This window comes from Tsukamurella sp. M9C, from assembly GCF_020169415.1.
Lineage (GTDB): Bacteria > Actinomycetota > Actinomycetes > Mycobacteriales > Mycobacteriaceae > Tsukamurella.
Window position 1 is genome coordinate 12,660 of the sequence record NZ_JAIULG010000042.1, and the last position, 14,465, is coordinate 27,124.

General features: G+C 70.6%; 12 protein-coding genes. 6 read left to right on the plus strand and 6 right to left on the minus strand.

Annotated features, from left to right (window positions below; genetic code table 11):
- Window positions 1-5 precede the first annotated feature (5 nt).
- Both LB823_RS17760 and LB823_RS17765 read left to right on the plus strand, forming a co-directional pair.
- Window positions 6-1,631, plus strand: a complete 1,626-nt coding sequence (locus tag LB823_RS17760) for an AMP-binding protein (protein WP_224649555.1) — start codon at window positions 6-8, stop codon at window positions 1,629-1,631.
- Between the two features lie 4 nt (window positions 1,632-1,635).
- The gene (locus LB823_RS17765; RefSeq protein WP_224649557.1) at window positions 1,636-3,498 is read left to right on the plus strand and encodes an acetoacetate--CoA ligase; all 1,863 of its coding nucleotides are present in this window, start codon (window positions 1,636-1,638) and stop codon (window positions 3,496-3,498) included.
- Here the strand turns inward: LB823_RS17765 and LB823_RS17770 are convergent, their stop codons facing one another.
- The 5 genes from LB823_RS17770 to LB823_RS17790 all read right to left on the minus strand — a co-directional run bounded on the left by LB823_RS17770 (window position 3,499) and on the right by LB823_RS17790 (window position 8,622).
- Window positions 3,499-4,728 carry a hypothetical protein gene (locus tag LB823_RS17770; RefSeq protein ID WP_224649559.1) on the minus strand — a complete coding sequence of 410 codons (1,230 nt, stop codon included), beginning with the start codon at window positions 4,726-4,728 and terminating at the stop codon, window positions 3,499-3,501.
- Window positions 4,729-4,852: 124 nt separating this feature from the next.
- The gene (locus LB823_RS17775; protein WP_224649561.1) at window positions 4,853-6,004 is read right to left on the minus strand and encodes an endo-1,4-beta-xylanase; all 1,152 of its coding nucleotides are present in this window, start codon (window positions 6,002-6,004) and stop codon (window positions 4,853-4,855) included.
- A 33-nt stretch (window positions 6,005-6,037) separates the two neighbouring features.
- A complete protein-coding gene (locus tag LB823_RS17780; protein ID WP_224649563.1) occupies window positions 6,038-7,300 on the minus strand; it encodes a hypothetical protein in 1,263 nt (420 codons plus the stop codon).
- A 101-nt stretch (window positions 7,301-7,401) separates the two neighbouring features.
- The gene (locus LB823_RS17785) at window positions 7,402-7,785 is read right to left on the minus strand and encodes a DUF4189 domain-containing protein (protein ID WP_224649565.1); all 384 of its coding nucleotides are present in this window, start codon (window positions 7,783-7,785) and stop codon (window positions 7,402-7,404) included.
- Window positions 7,786-7,836: 51 nt separating this feature from the next.
- A complete protein-coding gene (locus LB823_RS17790) occupies window positions 7,837-8,622 on the minus strand; it encodes an LppX_LprAFG lipoprotein (protein WP_224649575.1) in 786 nt (261 codons plus the stop codon).
- 273 nt (window positions 8,623-8,895) lie between these two features.
- On the opposite strand from LB823_RS17790, the gene sucC reads away from it, so the two are divergent.
- Together sucC and sucD are read left to right on the plus strand one after the other, a co-directional pair.
- Window positions 8,896-10,059 (plus strand): ADP-forming succinate--CoA ligase subunit beta, encoded by a 1,164-nt coding sequence (sucC, locus tag LB823_RS17795; RefSeq protein ID WP_224649576.1) that lies wholly within the window; start codon window positions 8,896-8,898, stop codon window positions 10,057-10,059.
- A gap of 16 nt (window positions 10,060-10,075) precedes the next feature.
- Entirely contained in the window at window positions 10,076-10,978 is a 903-nt protein-coding gene (gene sucD, locus LB823_RS17800; RefSeq protein ID WP_224649577.1) for a succinate--CoA ligase subunit alpha, read from the plus strand.
- 81 nt (window positions 10,979-11,059) lie between these two features.
- Here sucD and LB823_RS17805 read toward each other — a convergent pair whose 3' ends face one another.
- On the minus strand, window positions 11,060-12,274 hold the full coding sequence (locus LB823_RS17805) for an MFS transporter (protein ID WP_224649578.1): 1,215 nt from the start codon (window positions 12,272-12,274) through the stop codon (window positions 11,060-11,062).
- A 77-nt stretch (window positions 12,275-12,351) separates the two neighbouring features.
- Here LB823_RS17805 and LB823_RS17810 point away from each other — a divergent pair, with 77 nt between their 5' ends.
- The gene (locus LB823_RS17810; protein WP_224649579.1) at window positions 12,352-13,218 is read left to right on the plus strand and encodes a LysR family transcriptional regulator; all 867 of its coding nucleotides are present in this window, start codon (window positions 12,352-12,354) and stop codon (window positions 13,216-13,218) included.
- Window positions 13,219-13,306: 88 nt separating this feature from the next.
- Window positions 13,307-14,431, plus strand: coding sequence for a DUF5336 domain-containing protein (locus LB823_RS17815; protein WP_224649580.1), 1,125 nt, complete (start codon window positions 13,307-13,309; stop codon window positions 14,429-14,431).
- Window positions 14,432-14,465 lie beyond the last annotated feature (34 nt).

Sequence of the window (14,465 nt, forward strand, 5' to 3'; positions counted from 1 at the left end):
AAGAGATGACCACCCCGTCCTACGATCGCGGCGAGGCCGAGCCCGCGCTGCTCACCGCCACGATCGGCGCCCAGCTCGAGATGACGACCGACCGGTTCGGCGAGCGCACCGCCCTCGTCGACGTGCCCTCGGGCCGCCGGTGGACCTACGACGAGCTGCTCGCCGACTCCCGCGCGTTCGCGGCGGGCTTGCTGCGGAACGGGATCCGCCGCGGCGACCGCGTGGGCGTGTGGGCGCCCAACACCCCGGAGTGGGTCGTCGTGCAGTTCGGTACGGCGCTGGCCGGCGTCATCCTGGTCAACCTCAACCCCGCCTACCGGCAGCGCGAGCTGGAGTACGCGCTGAACCAGTCCGGCATCGTCGCCGTGTTCACGATGACCCGCTTCAAGACCTCCGAGTACGCGGCGATGCTCGCGACCGCCCGGCCCGAGGCCCCCGAGTTCCGCGACGTGGTGGAGTTCGGCACCCCGGCGTGGGACGCCTACCTCGCCGCGCCCACCGAGGACGAGCTCGACGCCCTCGCCGATCTCGGCGACGAGCTGCGCGCCGACGACCCGATCAACATCCAGTACACCTCGGGCACCACGGGATTCCCCAAGGGCGCCACGCTGACCCACGGCAACATCCTCAACAACGGCTTCCTCGTGGGTGAGCTGCTGAACTACACCGAGCAGGACTCGATCTGCATCCCCGTGCCCTTCTACCACTGCTTCGGCATGGTGATGGGCAACCTCGCGGCCATCACCCACGGCGCCGCCATGGTGATCCCCGGGCCCGCCTTCGTGCCGGAGGACGCGCTCGCCGCCGTCGCCGCCGAGAAGTGCACCAGCCTCTACGGCGTGCCCACGATGTTCATCGCGGAGCTCGCCCTCGGGACCTTCGACACCTACGACCTGTCCAGCCTGCGCACCGGCATCATGGCCGGCTCGCCGTGCCCGGAGGAGGTCATGCGCAAGGTGGTCGACCGGATGGGGATGACCGAGGTCTCGATCTGTTACGGCATGACGGAGACCTCGCCGGTGTCCACGCAGACCCGCGTCGACGACGCGCTCGAGCTGCGCGTCGGCACCGTCGGGCGGGTGGGACCGCACTTGGAGATCCAGGTGATCGACCCGATCGACGGCACCGTGATGCCCCGCGGCGAGGTCGGGGAGCTGTGCACCCGTGGCTATTCCGTGATGAAGGGCTACTGGAACAACGCGGAGAAGACCGCCGAGGCCATCGACGCCGACGGGTGGATGCACACCGGCGACCTTGCGACCATGGACGAGGCCGGCTACGTGCGGGTCACCGGCCGGATCAAGGACATGGTGATCCGCGGGGGCGAGAACATCTACCCGCGCGAGATCGAGGAGTTCCTCTACACGCACCCGGACATCCTCGACGCGCAGGTGATCGGCGTGCCCGACGAGAAGTACGGCGAGGAGCTGATGGCCTGGATCCAGCTCCGGGAGGGAGTGGACTCCTTCACCGTCGACGATCTCAAGGCCTTCGCCGACGGGAAGATCGCCCGCCACAAGATCCCCCGCTACGTGCACGTGGTATCGGCTTTCCCTATGACGGTATCGGGAAAGATTCGCAAGGTGCAGATGCGAGAAGAGTCCGTGACGCTGCTCGGTCTGGAAGGCTGACGGGGTGCATTCGATCGATCGCTTCGCAGAGTCCGCCGGCGTCCCCACGGGGGACTACGACGCCGTGTACCAGTGGTCCGTGTCCGAGCCCGAGGCGTTCTGGGGCGCGGTGTGGGACTTCTTCGAGCTCGGTGAGCGGACCGGACCGGTGCTGGCGGCGCGGGAGATGCCCGGCGCCCGCTGGTTCCCGGAGGTGGAGCTGAACTACGTCGATCGGGTGCTGCGGTTCTCCTCGCTCCCGGGTGCCGCGATCGTGGGCCTGTCGGACGACGGTGCGCGGGTGGAGATCCCGTGGTCGGAGCTGCCCGCGCGGGTGTCCGCGATCGCGGAGCTGCTGCGTTCGCTCGGCGTGGGCGTGGGCGACACGGTCGCCGCGTACCTGCCGGACGAGCCCTTCGCGGTGCTGGCGTTCCTGGCGACGGCGTCGATCGGCGCCGTCTGGTCCGGCTGCGGGCAGGACTACGCGCCGGAGGGCGCGGCCGGCCGGATGGCTCAGCTGGCGCCGAAGGTGCTCTTCGCCCGCGACGGCTACGCCTTCGGGGACAAGCGGGTCGACAAGCGTGCGGACACCGCCGAACTCGCCGGGCTGCTGGGGGTCCCGGCGTCGCACGTGATCACGGAGCTGCCGGAGCCGACGGCTTCCACACCGCCGTTGAACCCGGTGCAGGTGCCGTTCGATCACCCGCTGTGGGTGCTGTTCTCGTCGGGCACGACGGGCAAGCCGAAGGGCATCGTGCAGGGCCACGGCGGCATCCTCGTCGAGCACGTGAAGGTGATCGGCCTGCACAACGAGATCGGCCCGGGCGACGTCTTCTTCTGGCACACCGCGCTGTCGTGGATGATGTGGAACTACCAGATCGCCGGCCTGCTGGTGGGCGCGACGATCGTCACCTTCTCTGGGCACCCCCTGGCCCCGACGGCCGACCGGTTGTGGCAGGTCTGCGAGGACGAGAAGGTCACCTTCTTCGGCACCAGCCCCGGCCAGCTGCAGGCCTCCCGCAAGGCGGGCCTGAACCCCGGCGCCGAGCACGCGCTGGTGCTCAAGACGATCGGCAGCACCGGCTCGCCGCTGGCGCCGGACCTGTTCACCTGGGTCGACGAGCACGTCGCCGCCGGACTGCCGGTGAGCTCCGTGTCGGGCGGTACGGACGTGTGCAGCGCCTTCTGCGGCGGCACCGCCTCGGTGCCCCACGTGCCCGGCGAGCTGACCGTCCGCTACCTGGGCTGCGCCCTGGAGGCGTGGGCGCCGGACCGGACGCCGCTGATCGACGAGGTCGGCGAGATGGTGATCACCGTGCCGATGCCGTCGATGCCGACGAACTTCTGGAACGACCCGGGCGACGCCAAGTACCGCGCGGCGTACTTCGAGCACGAGTGGACCGACGGCATCGCACCGAATGTGTGGCGGCACGGCGATTGGGTGGAGCTGACCGACCGCGGGTCGATCACCATTCACGGTCGCAGCGATGCGACCCTGAACCGCAACGGGATCCGGATGGGCTCGGCCGACATCTACGAGGTCGTCGAGGCCGTCCCGGAGGTCGCCGAGGCCATGGTCGTCGGCGTCGACGGGCCGGACGCGAAGTACTGGATGCCCATGTTCCTCACCCTCGTCCCGGGCAAGGAGATGACGGACGAGTTGGTTTCGCGAATCCGAGCGGATGTGCGGGCGAGGCTCTCGCCGCGGCACGTGCCCGACGAGGTGATCCTCGCCCCCGGCATCCCGCACACCAAGACGGGGAAGAAGCTGGAGATCCCCGTGACCGGCATGCTCGCCGGCCGCGACGTCAACGTCGACCCCAAGTCCGTCGACGACCCGGACCTGCTCGGCTGGTACGAGGAGCAGGGCCGCGCGCACGCCTGGTGATCACTTTTCGCCGGCGGCCTTGTTGATCAGGTACGCGGCGGAGATCGACTGGCGTGCGAGGTCGAGAGAGGTGGAGGTCGCCTGGATCGCCCACCGCCCGACGGTGACGTAACACGAGTACGGCTGAGTGGGGTGCGTGATGGAGTCGCAGCCCGCCTGGTCTCGGGAGAACCCCGGAACGTCGTACGCGGTGGCGGTCGGGTCGGCGCGGGTCTCGGAGAGGAAGGCTTTGGCGGCCGCGGGATCCCGGGCCCGCAGCACCGTCGTGCGAGCCGTGTTCCCGACGAGGTCGACGCCGTTCCGGGTCGCGGACGCGAGCCAGTCGGGGCGGCGGTTCATCAGATATCGGGTGCGCGGCGAGTAATAGCCGTCGCCGAGCTCGAACCCGCTCGAGAAGCCGAACGCGGTCCGGGTCCGGGAATCGTTCTGCGAGGCCAGCGTGCGCGACATGATCCCGTCCTTGTCCATCGGCACGGCCGGCACGGTGAGCCCCGAGAGTCGCACCGTCGGGACGTACGTCCGCGACCGTTCGACCTGGGCCGCGAGGCCCTTGATCGCGAGCTCCTCGCTGCCGGCGCCCCGGGTGGTGGCCCAGACCAGCGAGATGAGGTTGTTCACCGGCGCCGCGACCGCCGTCTTGGTCAGCCCGCCCGCCGTCGTGCTCGACACCACGACCGCGCCGGGGATCCGCGCAAGCGCGGCGGGCGGCGGAATGTCCGCCCGGAGCGTCGTCATGGCCTTCTCGGCGCTGTCGTCGGTGGTGAAGCGGAGGAGCGCCACCGCGAGCTGCGTCTTCGGGGCGGTGGAGGAGTCGCCGGCGGCGGTCGCGAACCCGGCGTCGAACCTGGTGTTGAGCTCCAGGTTCGCTGCAATCCGGGGAGGGATCCCGCCGGTCCGGATGCCGCGGGCGCTGTCCCGCTCGATGAGCTGCCCCACGCGGAGCAGCGGACCGGCCCCGGCCTCTGGCTCGTCCGATACCGCCACCGTCAGGTCCGACCGGATGTCCGACGGCGCCACCACCGCGTCGGCGATGATCATCCCCTCCTGCTGCCACGCGTCGGCCGCGGACTGCGCGGTGACAGCGCGCGGCGTCGTCGGGAAGTTCCCGGGGTCCACCTTCGACACGGTGGTCTCGGCGACCGGCGTGCCCGCGACCACCGTCGAACAGGCGGAGAGCAGCCCGACGACCAGCGCGACGGCGGCCGTCGCCGTTCCGCTACGTGCTTCCATGATCGCCCCCGAACCCGACGACACCGAGTATGTCGGGCCGAGGGGCCGGAGGCCCGGCGAGCGGCGGATCGTGTTCGAATCGCAACAGTACCGATGGAACGGGCCAGGTCAGGTAGGAACCGGGTCAGCGGAAGGCGGCGCGCAGGGCCTCCCAGGCGGGCTTGGCGCCGTAGTTCCGGTCGAGGAGGTTGGCGCTGCCGTAGCCGGAGAAGGTGTCCGGGTAGTCGGTGATCCACGAGCGACGATCGGTGAAGCCCCAGACCGTCATCCCGGTGCAGCGGCTCAGCTCGCGGCACAGGCCGGCCATCGTCGCGTACACGCGCGCCTGCCGCTGCAGGTCGGCCTCGGCGGCGCGCCCCGTGTCCGTGGGGATCCGGACGTCCAGCTCGGTGAACCGGATATCGAGGCCGAGGTCGGTGAAGCGCCGCAGGTTCTTCCGCATGTCGTCGGTGCTCGGCTGCTGATCCGCTCCGCCCAGCATGTGCGCCTGGAAGCCGACACCGTCGAGCAGCGGGCGCCGCTCGGTCCGCCCATCGACGGACACCTCCACGGTCTCGGCGCGCAGCCTCGTCGCCAGCGCCAGCAGCGCAGTCGACTTGTCGCTCACCGTCTCCGCGCTGTGCTCGTTGAGGTACAGCTTCATCGACGGCGCGGCCAGCCGCGCCGCGCGGAAGGCGTCCACGATGTACCGCTCGCTGGAAGTGGTGCGCCACCAGGCGTTGCGCTGCAGCCCGCCGCGCTGGTCGAAGGGCTCGTTGACGACGGTGACCGCGCTCGCGCGGCCCGCGTACCGCTGCACGACCCGCGTGACGAGGTCGGCCATGAACCGGTGCCGCTGCGGGTCGGAGAGGTTTCGCACGTACTCGGGGACGATGCCCCACGCCTGCTGGTCGAGCGGATCCCAGATCAGGGAGTGGATCTGGAAGTCCTGGCCGTGGCGCTGCGCGAGGTCCGCGACCGCGTCGGCCTCGCGGAAGTCGAACCGGCCCGCCTCCGGCGCCACGGTGTTCGTCATGGTGCCGATCTCCGTGGTCAGCGAACCGAATTCGCGCCCGGCGATCGCGTCGTAGCAGGGATCGCCCGCGGCGAAGATGGAGCGGTAGGCCGTGCCGATCGTCTTGCCCTGCGCCGCGACGAGGTCCCGGAGCGCCGGCGCGGGGAGGGGGCAGGCACCGTCGGACGACGGTGACGGTCGCGCGGGCTCCTGCGCGCTGCCGCAGCCCGTCACGGTGAGGGCGACGGCGAGCAGGCCGAGGAACAGCGTTCTGGGCGTCACTACCGCGAGCGTACCGAGGGCGAGGGCGTCCGGTCAGTTCTCGCCGGCGGCCTTGTTGATCAGGTACTCGGCGGAGATCGCCTGCTGAGCGAGCTGCAGGGTGGACTGGTGCACCTGGACGGTCCACCGGCCCAGGATGAGGTAGCACGTGTATTTGGTCTTGTCGGCGTTCGATTCCCGGCCGCAGAGGACGTTGTCGCGGGGGATGCCGGGCGTGTAGAAGACGTTCGCGGACGTGTCGACGCCGCCGCCCTTCCCCTTGTTCCGGACGAAGGCGACCGCGGCGTCGTGGTCGCGGGCGCGCATCACCACGGCGGACTTCGTCTCCGCGATGAGGTCGATCCCGTTCGCCTCGGCGCTGTTCAGCCACTCGGGCAGCAGGTTGACCATGTACCGCGTGCGCCGGGAGTAGTAGCCCTCGAAGTAGGCGACACGTGGCGAGAGACCGAAGACCGCGTTGTCGGTGGCCGGGCTTGCGAGCGTGCGCGACATGATCCCGTCCTTGTCCATGGGAACCGACGGCACCGCGGTGGGAGACAGGACCCCGTTCTGCCGGTACGACGTGGCCTTCGCGACCTGGGCGGTGAGGGCTTCGACCGCGAGTGCGCCGGCTTCGACGGCCGTCGGCCCGGCCGCCGCGGTGAGGGCGATGAGATTGCCCCGACGGGCGGCGACCGTCACCCGTTGCAGCCCAGCTCTGTCGCCGGCTGAGACCGGGACGGCGTCGGCGACGGCGTCGAGACCCGCCGGAGCAGTTGTCTTGTCGTCGCGCATGATGGCGAGCGCTTGTGTCGCGGATTCCGGTGAGTAGAACCGGAGGAGCCCGATGGAGAGGAACGCGGTCGGGTTGGTGGTGGAGTCAGCAGCGGTGGCGAGGAATCCCGTTTGGTAACCGAAGCCGCCGAGGGCGATCACCTTGTCCGTCGGAATGAGTGCCAGCGACTTCGAGCTTCCGTCGTCGCCGAAGCCGGCGACTAGGGTGATCGGGCCGGTGAGCATGGAAATGGCGGTTGCGCGCTTCGACAGGGTCGGCCGGATGTCGAACGGTGCCACCACGGAGTCCGCCATGATGAGCGCCTCCTGCTGCCACGCGTCCCCGGGCGTCACCGCGGCGACGGTTCGCGGCGTGGTGGGGAAGTTGCCGGTGTCGATCTTCGTCGCGGCGGGATCCGGTACCGCTTCGCCGCCGATCGTCGCGGTGCATCCCGTACTCGCCGCGAGCGACAGTGCGAGGACGGCAGCGAGTCGGCGCTTCACACGGGGGTCGGGAGGCCCGACGGGGTGCGATCTCTTCACTGCCCAAGTCTCCCAATGCTCGGTCATAGACGGACCAGGATCTGTGGATGCGAGGGGGCGGCACCGTCGGAAACGGTGCCGCCCCTGCACTATGTGACCGGTCAGAGGTGACCGGAGGTGCACTGCCAGACCAGGATCGAGCCGCCGCCGTTGCGGGCGAGGGCGCTCGACCGTGCGGCGCCGATGGAGCGGCCCGTGCCGCCCTGGAACCAGCCCGGCTTCTGGGCGACCGCACCGCAGCCGTTGGAGAAGGAGGCCAGCACCTTGCAGCTGGCGTAGCCGCACGAGCCGAGCGCGGCCCGCTCGGCGGCGCCGGGGCTGGCGTAGTCCCAGGACCGGCCCGTAGCACCGTTGCTGGCGACGGCGATGGCGCCGAAGTTGACCGCGGCGTTGGCGGCGGGAGTCGCGACGGCGACCTGGATGCCGCCCGCGATGCTCGCGGTGGCGACGGCGGCGACGAACGCCTTCGTGGTGAACGTCTTCATGGTGGTGCCTTTCTCGGGGTTCTGGGGGGGAGAGGGTGTTTCAGTGGGTCGTCAGCGGGGGAGGCTCTCGCCCGGTCCCGGGTTGCTGGGGGTCTCCTCGGGGGCGACGTCGGGCTTGGTGACGGACACCTTCTCGCCCCACTTCGAGAACGTGAGGGTGATGGTGCCCTCGGTCGAGGGCTTGACCTCGATGCGGACGAGCTGCTTGTCGCCGGAGCTCTGGACCCACAGCGTCGTGGGAACGGGGACGCTCTTCGCGGGATCGACCCGGGAGCCGGTGATCGTGGCGATCTCGGTCGCGGGCACCGTGCCGGTGATCTTGGTGGTCTCCTGGCCGTCGATCGTCTCGGTGCCGGCGACCTTCGCGCCGGTGACCTTGGACAGGATGTTGGGGATGCCCTTGCTCTCGTCGAAGAGGGCGGAGACGTCGTAGATCGACGCGCCGTCGCCGTAGTCCGCGTACTTGTCGCCGTAGAGCGAGGCGTACATGCGGCCGTCGATGAAGGTGAACTTGCCCTCGGCGTTGCCGGGCTGGATCATCGCGGTGCCCTGCGCCTGGGTGGACGGCTTGACCTGGAGGTCACCGTCGACCTTGCTGACGGGCAGGCCCTGCACCTTGCCGCCCACGGCGACGGTGAAGTGGGCGCTCGTGACCTTCTTGGCCGACGCGGCGGCGGAGGACAGCAGGGCGGGCGCGTCGGTGGTGGACGCGTTCGCGCCGGCGGTGGTCTCGGAGCCGCTGGTCGACGTGCCCTTGTCGGAGCAGCCGGTGAGCACGACGCTCAGCGCGACGGCTGCCGAGGCCGCGATGAGGGCGGGGCGGGAAGTGCGCTTCATGGGTGTGGTTCTCCTTCAGTAGGACTGAGGAGAGTTTCGATGGCCGGGCTTAACCGGCGCTTGCAACCGCCTGAAGCGGACTTCGGGGGTCCTTTGCCTGGGCCGATCCAAAAACTTACCGACGGGTAGGTTGCGATGACTGATAACCGCAGGTCAAGTGAGATACGTCATTGAACAAGGGTCGCCGCCCGAGCGGATTCGCGGAGGCATAGAGTCGACCCCGGACCCGTGAAGAATGCGGGTGGACCGAGTAACCAGACAGATGGTGAGCTGATGGATCTCTTCGAATACCAAGCGAAGGAACTGTTCGTCAAGCACGGCGTACCGACCTCGCCGGGCCGCGTGACGGACAACGTCGCCGATGCACGCGCGATTGCCGAAGAAGTCGGCAAGCCCGTGATGGTCAAGGCGCAGGTCAAGGTGGGCGGCCGCGGCAAGGCCGGCGGCGTCAAGTACGCAGCCACCCCGGACGACGCCGAGCGCTACGCGAACGACATCCTCGGCCTGGACATCAAGGGTCACGTCGTCAAGAAGCTGCTGGTGGCCGAGGCGAGCGACATCGCCGAGGAGTACTACATCTCCTTCCTGCTCGACCGCGCCAACCGCACCTACCTGGCCATGTGCTCGGTCGAGGGCGGCGTGGAGATCGAGGTCACCGCCGAGGAGAACCCGGACGCGCTGGCGAAGATCGCCGTGGACGCGACCAAGGGCGTCGACCTGGCCACCGCCCGCTCGATCGCCGAGGCCGGCAAGCTGCCCGCCGAGGTGCTCGACGCCGCGGCCGTGACCATCCAGAAACTGTGGGAGGTCTTCGTCGCCGAGGACGCCACCCTGGTCGAGGTCAACCCGCTCGTCCGCACCCCGGACGACCAGATCCTCGCGCTGGACGGCAAGGTCTCGCTCGACGAGAACGCCGACTTCCGCCACCCCGATCACGCGGCCTTCGCCGACGCCGGGTCCACCGACCCGCTCGAGCTCAAGGCCAAGGAGAACGACCTCAACTACGTCAAGCTCGACGGTCAGGTCGGCGTCATCGGCAACGGTGCGGGCCTGGTCATGTCGACCCTCGACGTGGTCGCCTACGCCGGTGAGAACCACGGCGGCGTCAAGCCCGCCAACTTCCTCGACATCGGCGGCGGCGCCTCCGCGGCCGTGATGGCCGCCGGCCTCGACGTCATCCTCGGTGACGAGCAGGTCAAGAGCGTCTTCGTCAACGTCTTCGGCGGCATCACCGCGTGCGACGCGGTCGCCAACGGCATCGTCGGCGCCCTCGAGACCCTCGGCGCCTCGGCCTCCAAGCCGCTCGTCGTGCGCCTCGACGGCAACAAGGTGGAGGAGGGCCGGGCGATCCTGGCCGCCGCGAACCACCCGCTGGTGACGCTCGCGCAGACCATGGACGAAGGCGCCGACAAGGCCGCCGAGCTGGCGAACAAGTAAGGGAGACAACAGAAAAATGGCTATCTTCCTGACCAAGGACAACAAGGTCATCGTCCAGGGCATCACCGGCGGCGAGGGCACCAAGCACACCGCGCTGATGCTCAAGGCCGGCACCAACGTCGTGGGCGGCGTGAACGCGCGCAAGGCGGGCACCACCGTCTCGCACACCGACAAGGATGGCAACGCCATCGAGCTGCCCGTCTTCGGCTCCGTGGCCGAGGCCATCGAGAAGACCGGCGCCGACACCTCGATCGCCTTCGTGCCGCCGGCGTTCTCCAAGGACGCCATCGTCGAGGCCATCGACGCCGAGATCCCGCTCCTGGTGGTCATCACCGAGGGCATCCCCGTGCAGGACTCGGCGTTCGCCTGGGCCTACAACGTGGAGAAGGGCCAGAAGACCCGCATCATCGGCCCGAACTGCCCCGGCATCATCACCCCGGGCGAGGCCCTCGTCGGCATCACCCCGGCCAACATCACCGGCACCGGCCCCGTCGGCCTCGTGTCGAAGTCGGGCACGCTGACCTACCAGATGATGTACGAGCTGCGCGATTTCGGCTTCTCCACCGCCATCGGCATCGGTGGCGACCCGGTGATCGGCACCACCCACATCGACGCCATCGAGGCGTTCGAGAAGGACCCGAACACCAAGCTCATCGTCATGATCGGCGAGATCGGCGGCGACGCCGAGGAGCGCGCCGCGGCGTACATCCAGGCCAACGTCACCAAGCCCGTCGTGGGCTACGTGGCCGGCTTCACCGCTCCCGAGGGCAAGACCATGGGCCACGCCGGCGCCATCGTCTCGGGCTCCTCGGGCACGGCCGCCGCGAAGAAGGAGGCCCTCGAGGCCGCCGGCGTCAAGGTGGGCAAGACGCCCTCCGAGACCGCCGCTCTCGCCCGCGAGATCCTGCAGTCGCTGTAACCGCAGCGCATTCGGTCCACGACCCCGTCTCCCGTCAGGGAGGCGGGGTCGTCCCGTTTCTCCGGCCCGACGGTGCCCGGCCTAGGCCGACGGTGCGCGCTCGACGCCCCGGAACACCAGGTACAGAACCAGCGCCGCGGCGGCGAGGCCCGCGCCGAGCAGGCATGCGCCCGTCCAGCCGGCGAGGGGCCACAGCGCGGCGGTCGCCGCGGAACCCAGGGTGCCGCCGAGGAAGAACGTGCCCATGAACACGGCGTTGATGCGGCCGCGCGCCTCGGGTCGGAGCGAGAAGACCACGGCCTGGGACGAATTCAGTGCCGCCTGCTGGCCGATACCCATGAGTGCCAGCCCCACGATGAGGGCGGGCAGGCCGATCGCGCCGCCCGCGGGAATCATGAGCAGCCACGCCGTCGCCTGCAGGCCCAGGCCGCCCGCGGTGAGCACCGCCCCGTGGCCGCGGTCCACGAACTTCCCGATCGTCGGGCCGGAGAGCGCGCCGACGGCGCCGAGCAGCCCGATCGCGCCAATGGCGGCGGGCGTCCAGCCGTAGCGCGAGCCGGCGAGCAGGAAGGTCACCGCGGCGCCCTGCACCATGAACGAGCCGAGCGCGAGGCCGATCAGCACAGCCCGCAGCCGCAGCACCGGCAGCTCGCGCACCAGCCCGGCCATCGAGACCAGGAGCGCGCGGTAGCCCGACGGGGTCAGGCCCGGCCGGCCCGGATCGTGGCGGGGGAGTGCCCGGGACAGGGCGGCGGTGACGACGACGAGCAGCGCCGCGAGCACGAGGTACGGCGTGCGCCAGCCCGCGAGGTCGGACAGCACGCCCGAGAGGAAGCGGCTCACGACGGTGCCCAGCACGAGCCCGCTCATCACGATGCCGACGGCGCGGGCCTGGTGCTCCGGCCCCGCGAGCTCGGCCGCGTAGGGAACGATCACCTGCGCGCCGACCGAGGTGATCGCGGCGACCGTCGCCGCGACCAGCAGCACCCCGCCCGACGGCGCGGCCCCGGCCGCCACCAACGCGGCCGCCGTGATCAGGAGCAGCGCGAGCGCGAGCGGGCGGCGGCGGACCGCGTCGGCCATCGGCACCAGCAGGACCAGCCCGACGGCGTAGCCGGCCTGCGCCGCGGTGACCAGCATCCCGGCCGCGGTCTCGGACATGCCGAGCCGCTCCTGAAGCAGTCCGAGGATCGGGTGCGCGAGGTAGTTGCCCGCCACCGACAGCCCCGTCGCCAGGGCCATGAGGCGCAGGAGGCCGGGGGCCGACGTCGCGGTGCGGGGAGCGGTGGTGGTCATGGCTTCCAGTCTCTGCTCCCGCTCATCATGAGTCCAACGTATGATTTCGATGGAATGATCTGTCTGGGAGATGGTCGATGGAGCTGCAGCAGCTGCGGTACGTGATCGCGGTGTCCGAGACGCTGAACTTCACGCGGGCCGCCGAACGCTGCCACGTCGTGCAGTCCGCGCTCAGCCACCGCGTCGCGGCGCTGGAGAAGGAACTCGGCGCGCGCCTGTTCGACCGCACCAACCGGTCCGTCCGGCTCACGGCCGCGGGGGAGGCCTTCCTGCCGCAGGCCCGGGCCGCGCTCGCGGCCACCGAACGCGCGGCCGACGAGGTGGCCGCCACCTTCGGCGGGGTCCGCGGCACCGTCACCGTCGGGATGATCCCCACCTTCACCGTCTTCGACGTGGTCGACGTCCTGCGTACCTACCGCGCCGCGTACCCCGACGCCACCGTCCGCCTGCGCAGCGGGGCGAGCGAGGTCCTCATCGAGGGCGTTCGCACCGGCACCGTCGACCTGGCGCTCCTCGGCGTGCCGGACGGCTTCTCGACGGCGGGCGTCGTCGCCCGCAGGCTCGCCGTCGACCATCTCGTCCTCGTCGTCCCCGAGGCCGAGCGGGTCGACGGTCCGCTCACCCTCTCCGCCACCGCGGACCGCCCGTACGCCGACTACCCCGCGGGCGGCGCCGGCCGCGCCGAATCCGATCAGGCCTTCGAGCGGGCGGGCGTGCGGCGCACCGTCGCCTTCGAGGTGGACCGGTCCGAGACCATGCTGGAGCTCATCGCGGCGGGCCTGTGCGTCGGGATGGCCGCGCGGGAGACGGTGCCCGACGGTGCCGGGCTCGCCGTCGTGCCGCTCGTCGACGGCCCCACCCGCTCCCAGCTGCTGGTCCATTCGAAGCTGCTCAGCCCCGCGGCCAGGGCCCTGTTGACTGTCATGGATCATCACACTCAATGAGTTGAATCCCGTTGACGTCGGACTCCGTGTATAGGGTGGTGGCGTACTGGCTCCGTGGGGAGCCGCGTCGACCTTCGGGGAGAAGAACATGACCTACTCAGGTGGAGGGTACGGGCAGCAGCCGGGCCAGGGGGGCTACGGGCAGCAGCCTGATTACTCGCAGCAGGGCTACGGCCAGCAGGGTTACGGGCAGCCGGGTCAGCCGGCTCAGCAGGGCGGCTACGGCCAGCCCGCGCAGCAGGGCGGCTACGGCCAGCCCGCGCAGCAGGGCTACGGCCAGCAGCCGGACTACTCGCAGCAGGGCTACGGCCAGCAGGGCTTCGGCCAGGGCTACCCGCAGCAGCAGGGCTACGGCCAGCAGTACGGCGGCTTCCCGCAGGCCCCGGCCGCGCCGTCGAAGCCGCTCGACCTGGCGCTCGTGCTGTCCATCGCCACCGCCGCGCTGGGCGTGATCACTTTCCTCCTCGGCTTCCTGACGTTCAGCGACTCCAGCACCGAGATCCTCGGCCGCACCTTCGACGGTGCCGTCAACGCCTTCACCGGCCCGCCGCTCACGGCGCTCACCCTCGCGCTCGCCGCGGGCGTCGCCGCCGGCCTCAGCCTGATCTCGAAGGGCAACACGGGCCGCACCCCGGCCGCCGCGCTCGCCGTCGCGGGCTTCATCTCGCTGCTCTTCGGTCTCTTCACCTGGGAGAACCTGGTCTACGGCTACTGGATCGCGCTGGTCTTCTCGCTGTTCACCGCGGCCGCCGCCGTCGTGCTGGTGCTCGTCGACGCGGGCATCGTGAAGAACCCGGCCGCCGTGGCCGCCGCTGCGGAGACCGCCACCGCTGACGCCGCCGCGTCCGCCACCGCCGCTCCGGCCGCCACCGACGCGCCGTCCGCGCCGTCGAACCCGGCGGCCCCCGCCGCCGCCCCGGTGCAGCAGGAGCAGCAGGCCGCCCAGTCGCAGTGGCCGTCCTACGGCGGCTACCAGGCGCCGGCCTCGTCGGGCTACCAGGCTCCGGCCTCGACGCCGTCGACCCCCGCGGCGCCGGCCACCACGGGCTTCCCGTCGGCACCGTCGAACCCGGGCGCCTCGGCGTCGCCCGACGAGGTGACCACGGCCTTCGGCCAGGCCTCCACGGCCAGCACGCAGGCCTTCGGCAGCCCGTCCACCCCGCAGTACGGTTCGCACTCGTCGGACGACGAGAACAAGCCGCAGGGGCAGTAGTCCCCGCCAGCGGCGCGCCTGAGACAACATCGGC

Coding starts and splice junctions, on each gene's coding strand:
- LB823_RS17790 (WP_224649575.1), bottom strand. CDS start 8,622: ATGAAGCGCACTTCCCGCCCCGCCCTCATCGCGGCCTCGGCAGCCGTC.
- sucC (WP_224649576.1), top strand. CDS start 8,896: ATGGATCTCTTCGAATACCAAGCGAAGGAACTGTTCGTCAAGCACGGC.
- sucD (WP_224649577.1), top strand. CDS start 10,076: ATGGCTATCTTCCTGACCAAGGACAACAAGGTCATCGTCCAGGGCATC.
- LB823_RS17785 (WP_224649565.1), bottom strand. CDS start 7,785: ATGAAGACGTTCACCACGAAGGCGTTCGTCGCCGCCGTCGCCACCGCG.
- LB823_RS17760 (WP_224649555.1), top strand. CDS start 6: ATGACCACCCCGTCCTACGATCGCGGCGAGGCCGAGCCCGCGCTGCTC.
- LB823_RS17815 (WP_224649580.1), top strand. CDS start 13,307: ATGACCTACTCAGGTGGAGGGTACGGGCAGCAGCCGGGCCAGGGGGGC.
- LB823_RS17810 (WP_224649579.1), top strand. CDS start 12,352: ATGGAGCTGCAGCAGCTGCGGTACGTGATCGCGGTGTCCGAGACGCTG.
- LB823_RS17770 (WP_224649559.1), bottom strand. CDS start 4,728: ATGGAAGCACGTAGCGGAACGGCGACGGCCGCCGTCGCGCTGGTCGTC.
- LB823_RS17805 (WP_224649578.1), bottom strand. CDS start 12,274: ATGACCACCACCGCTCCCCGCACCGCGACGTCGGCCCCCGGCCTCCTG.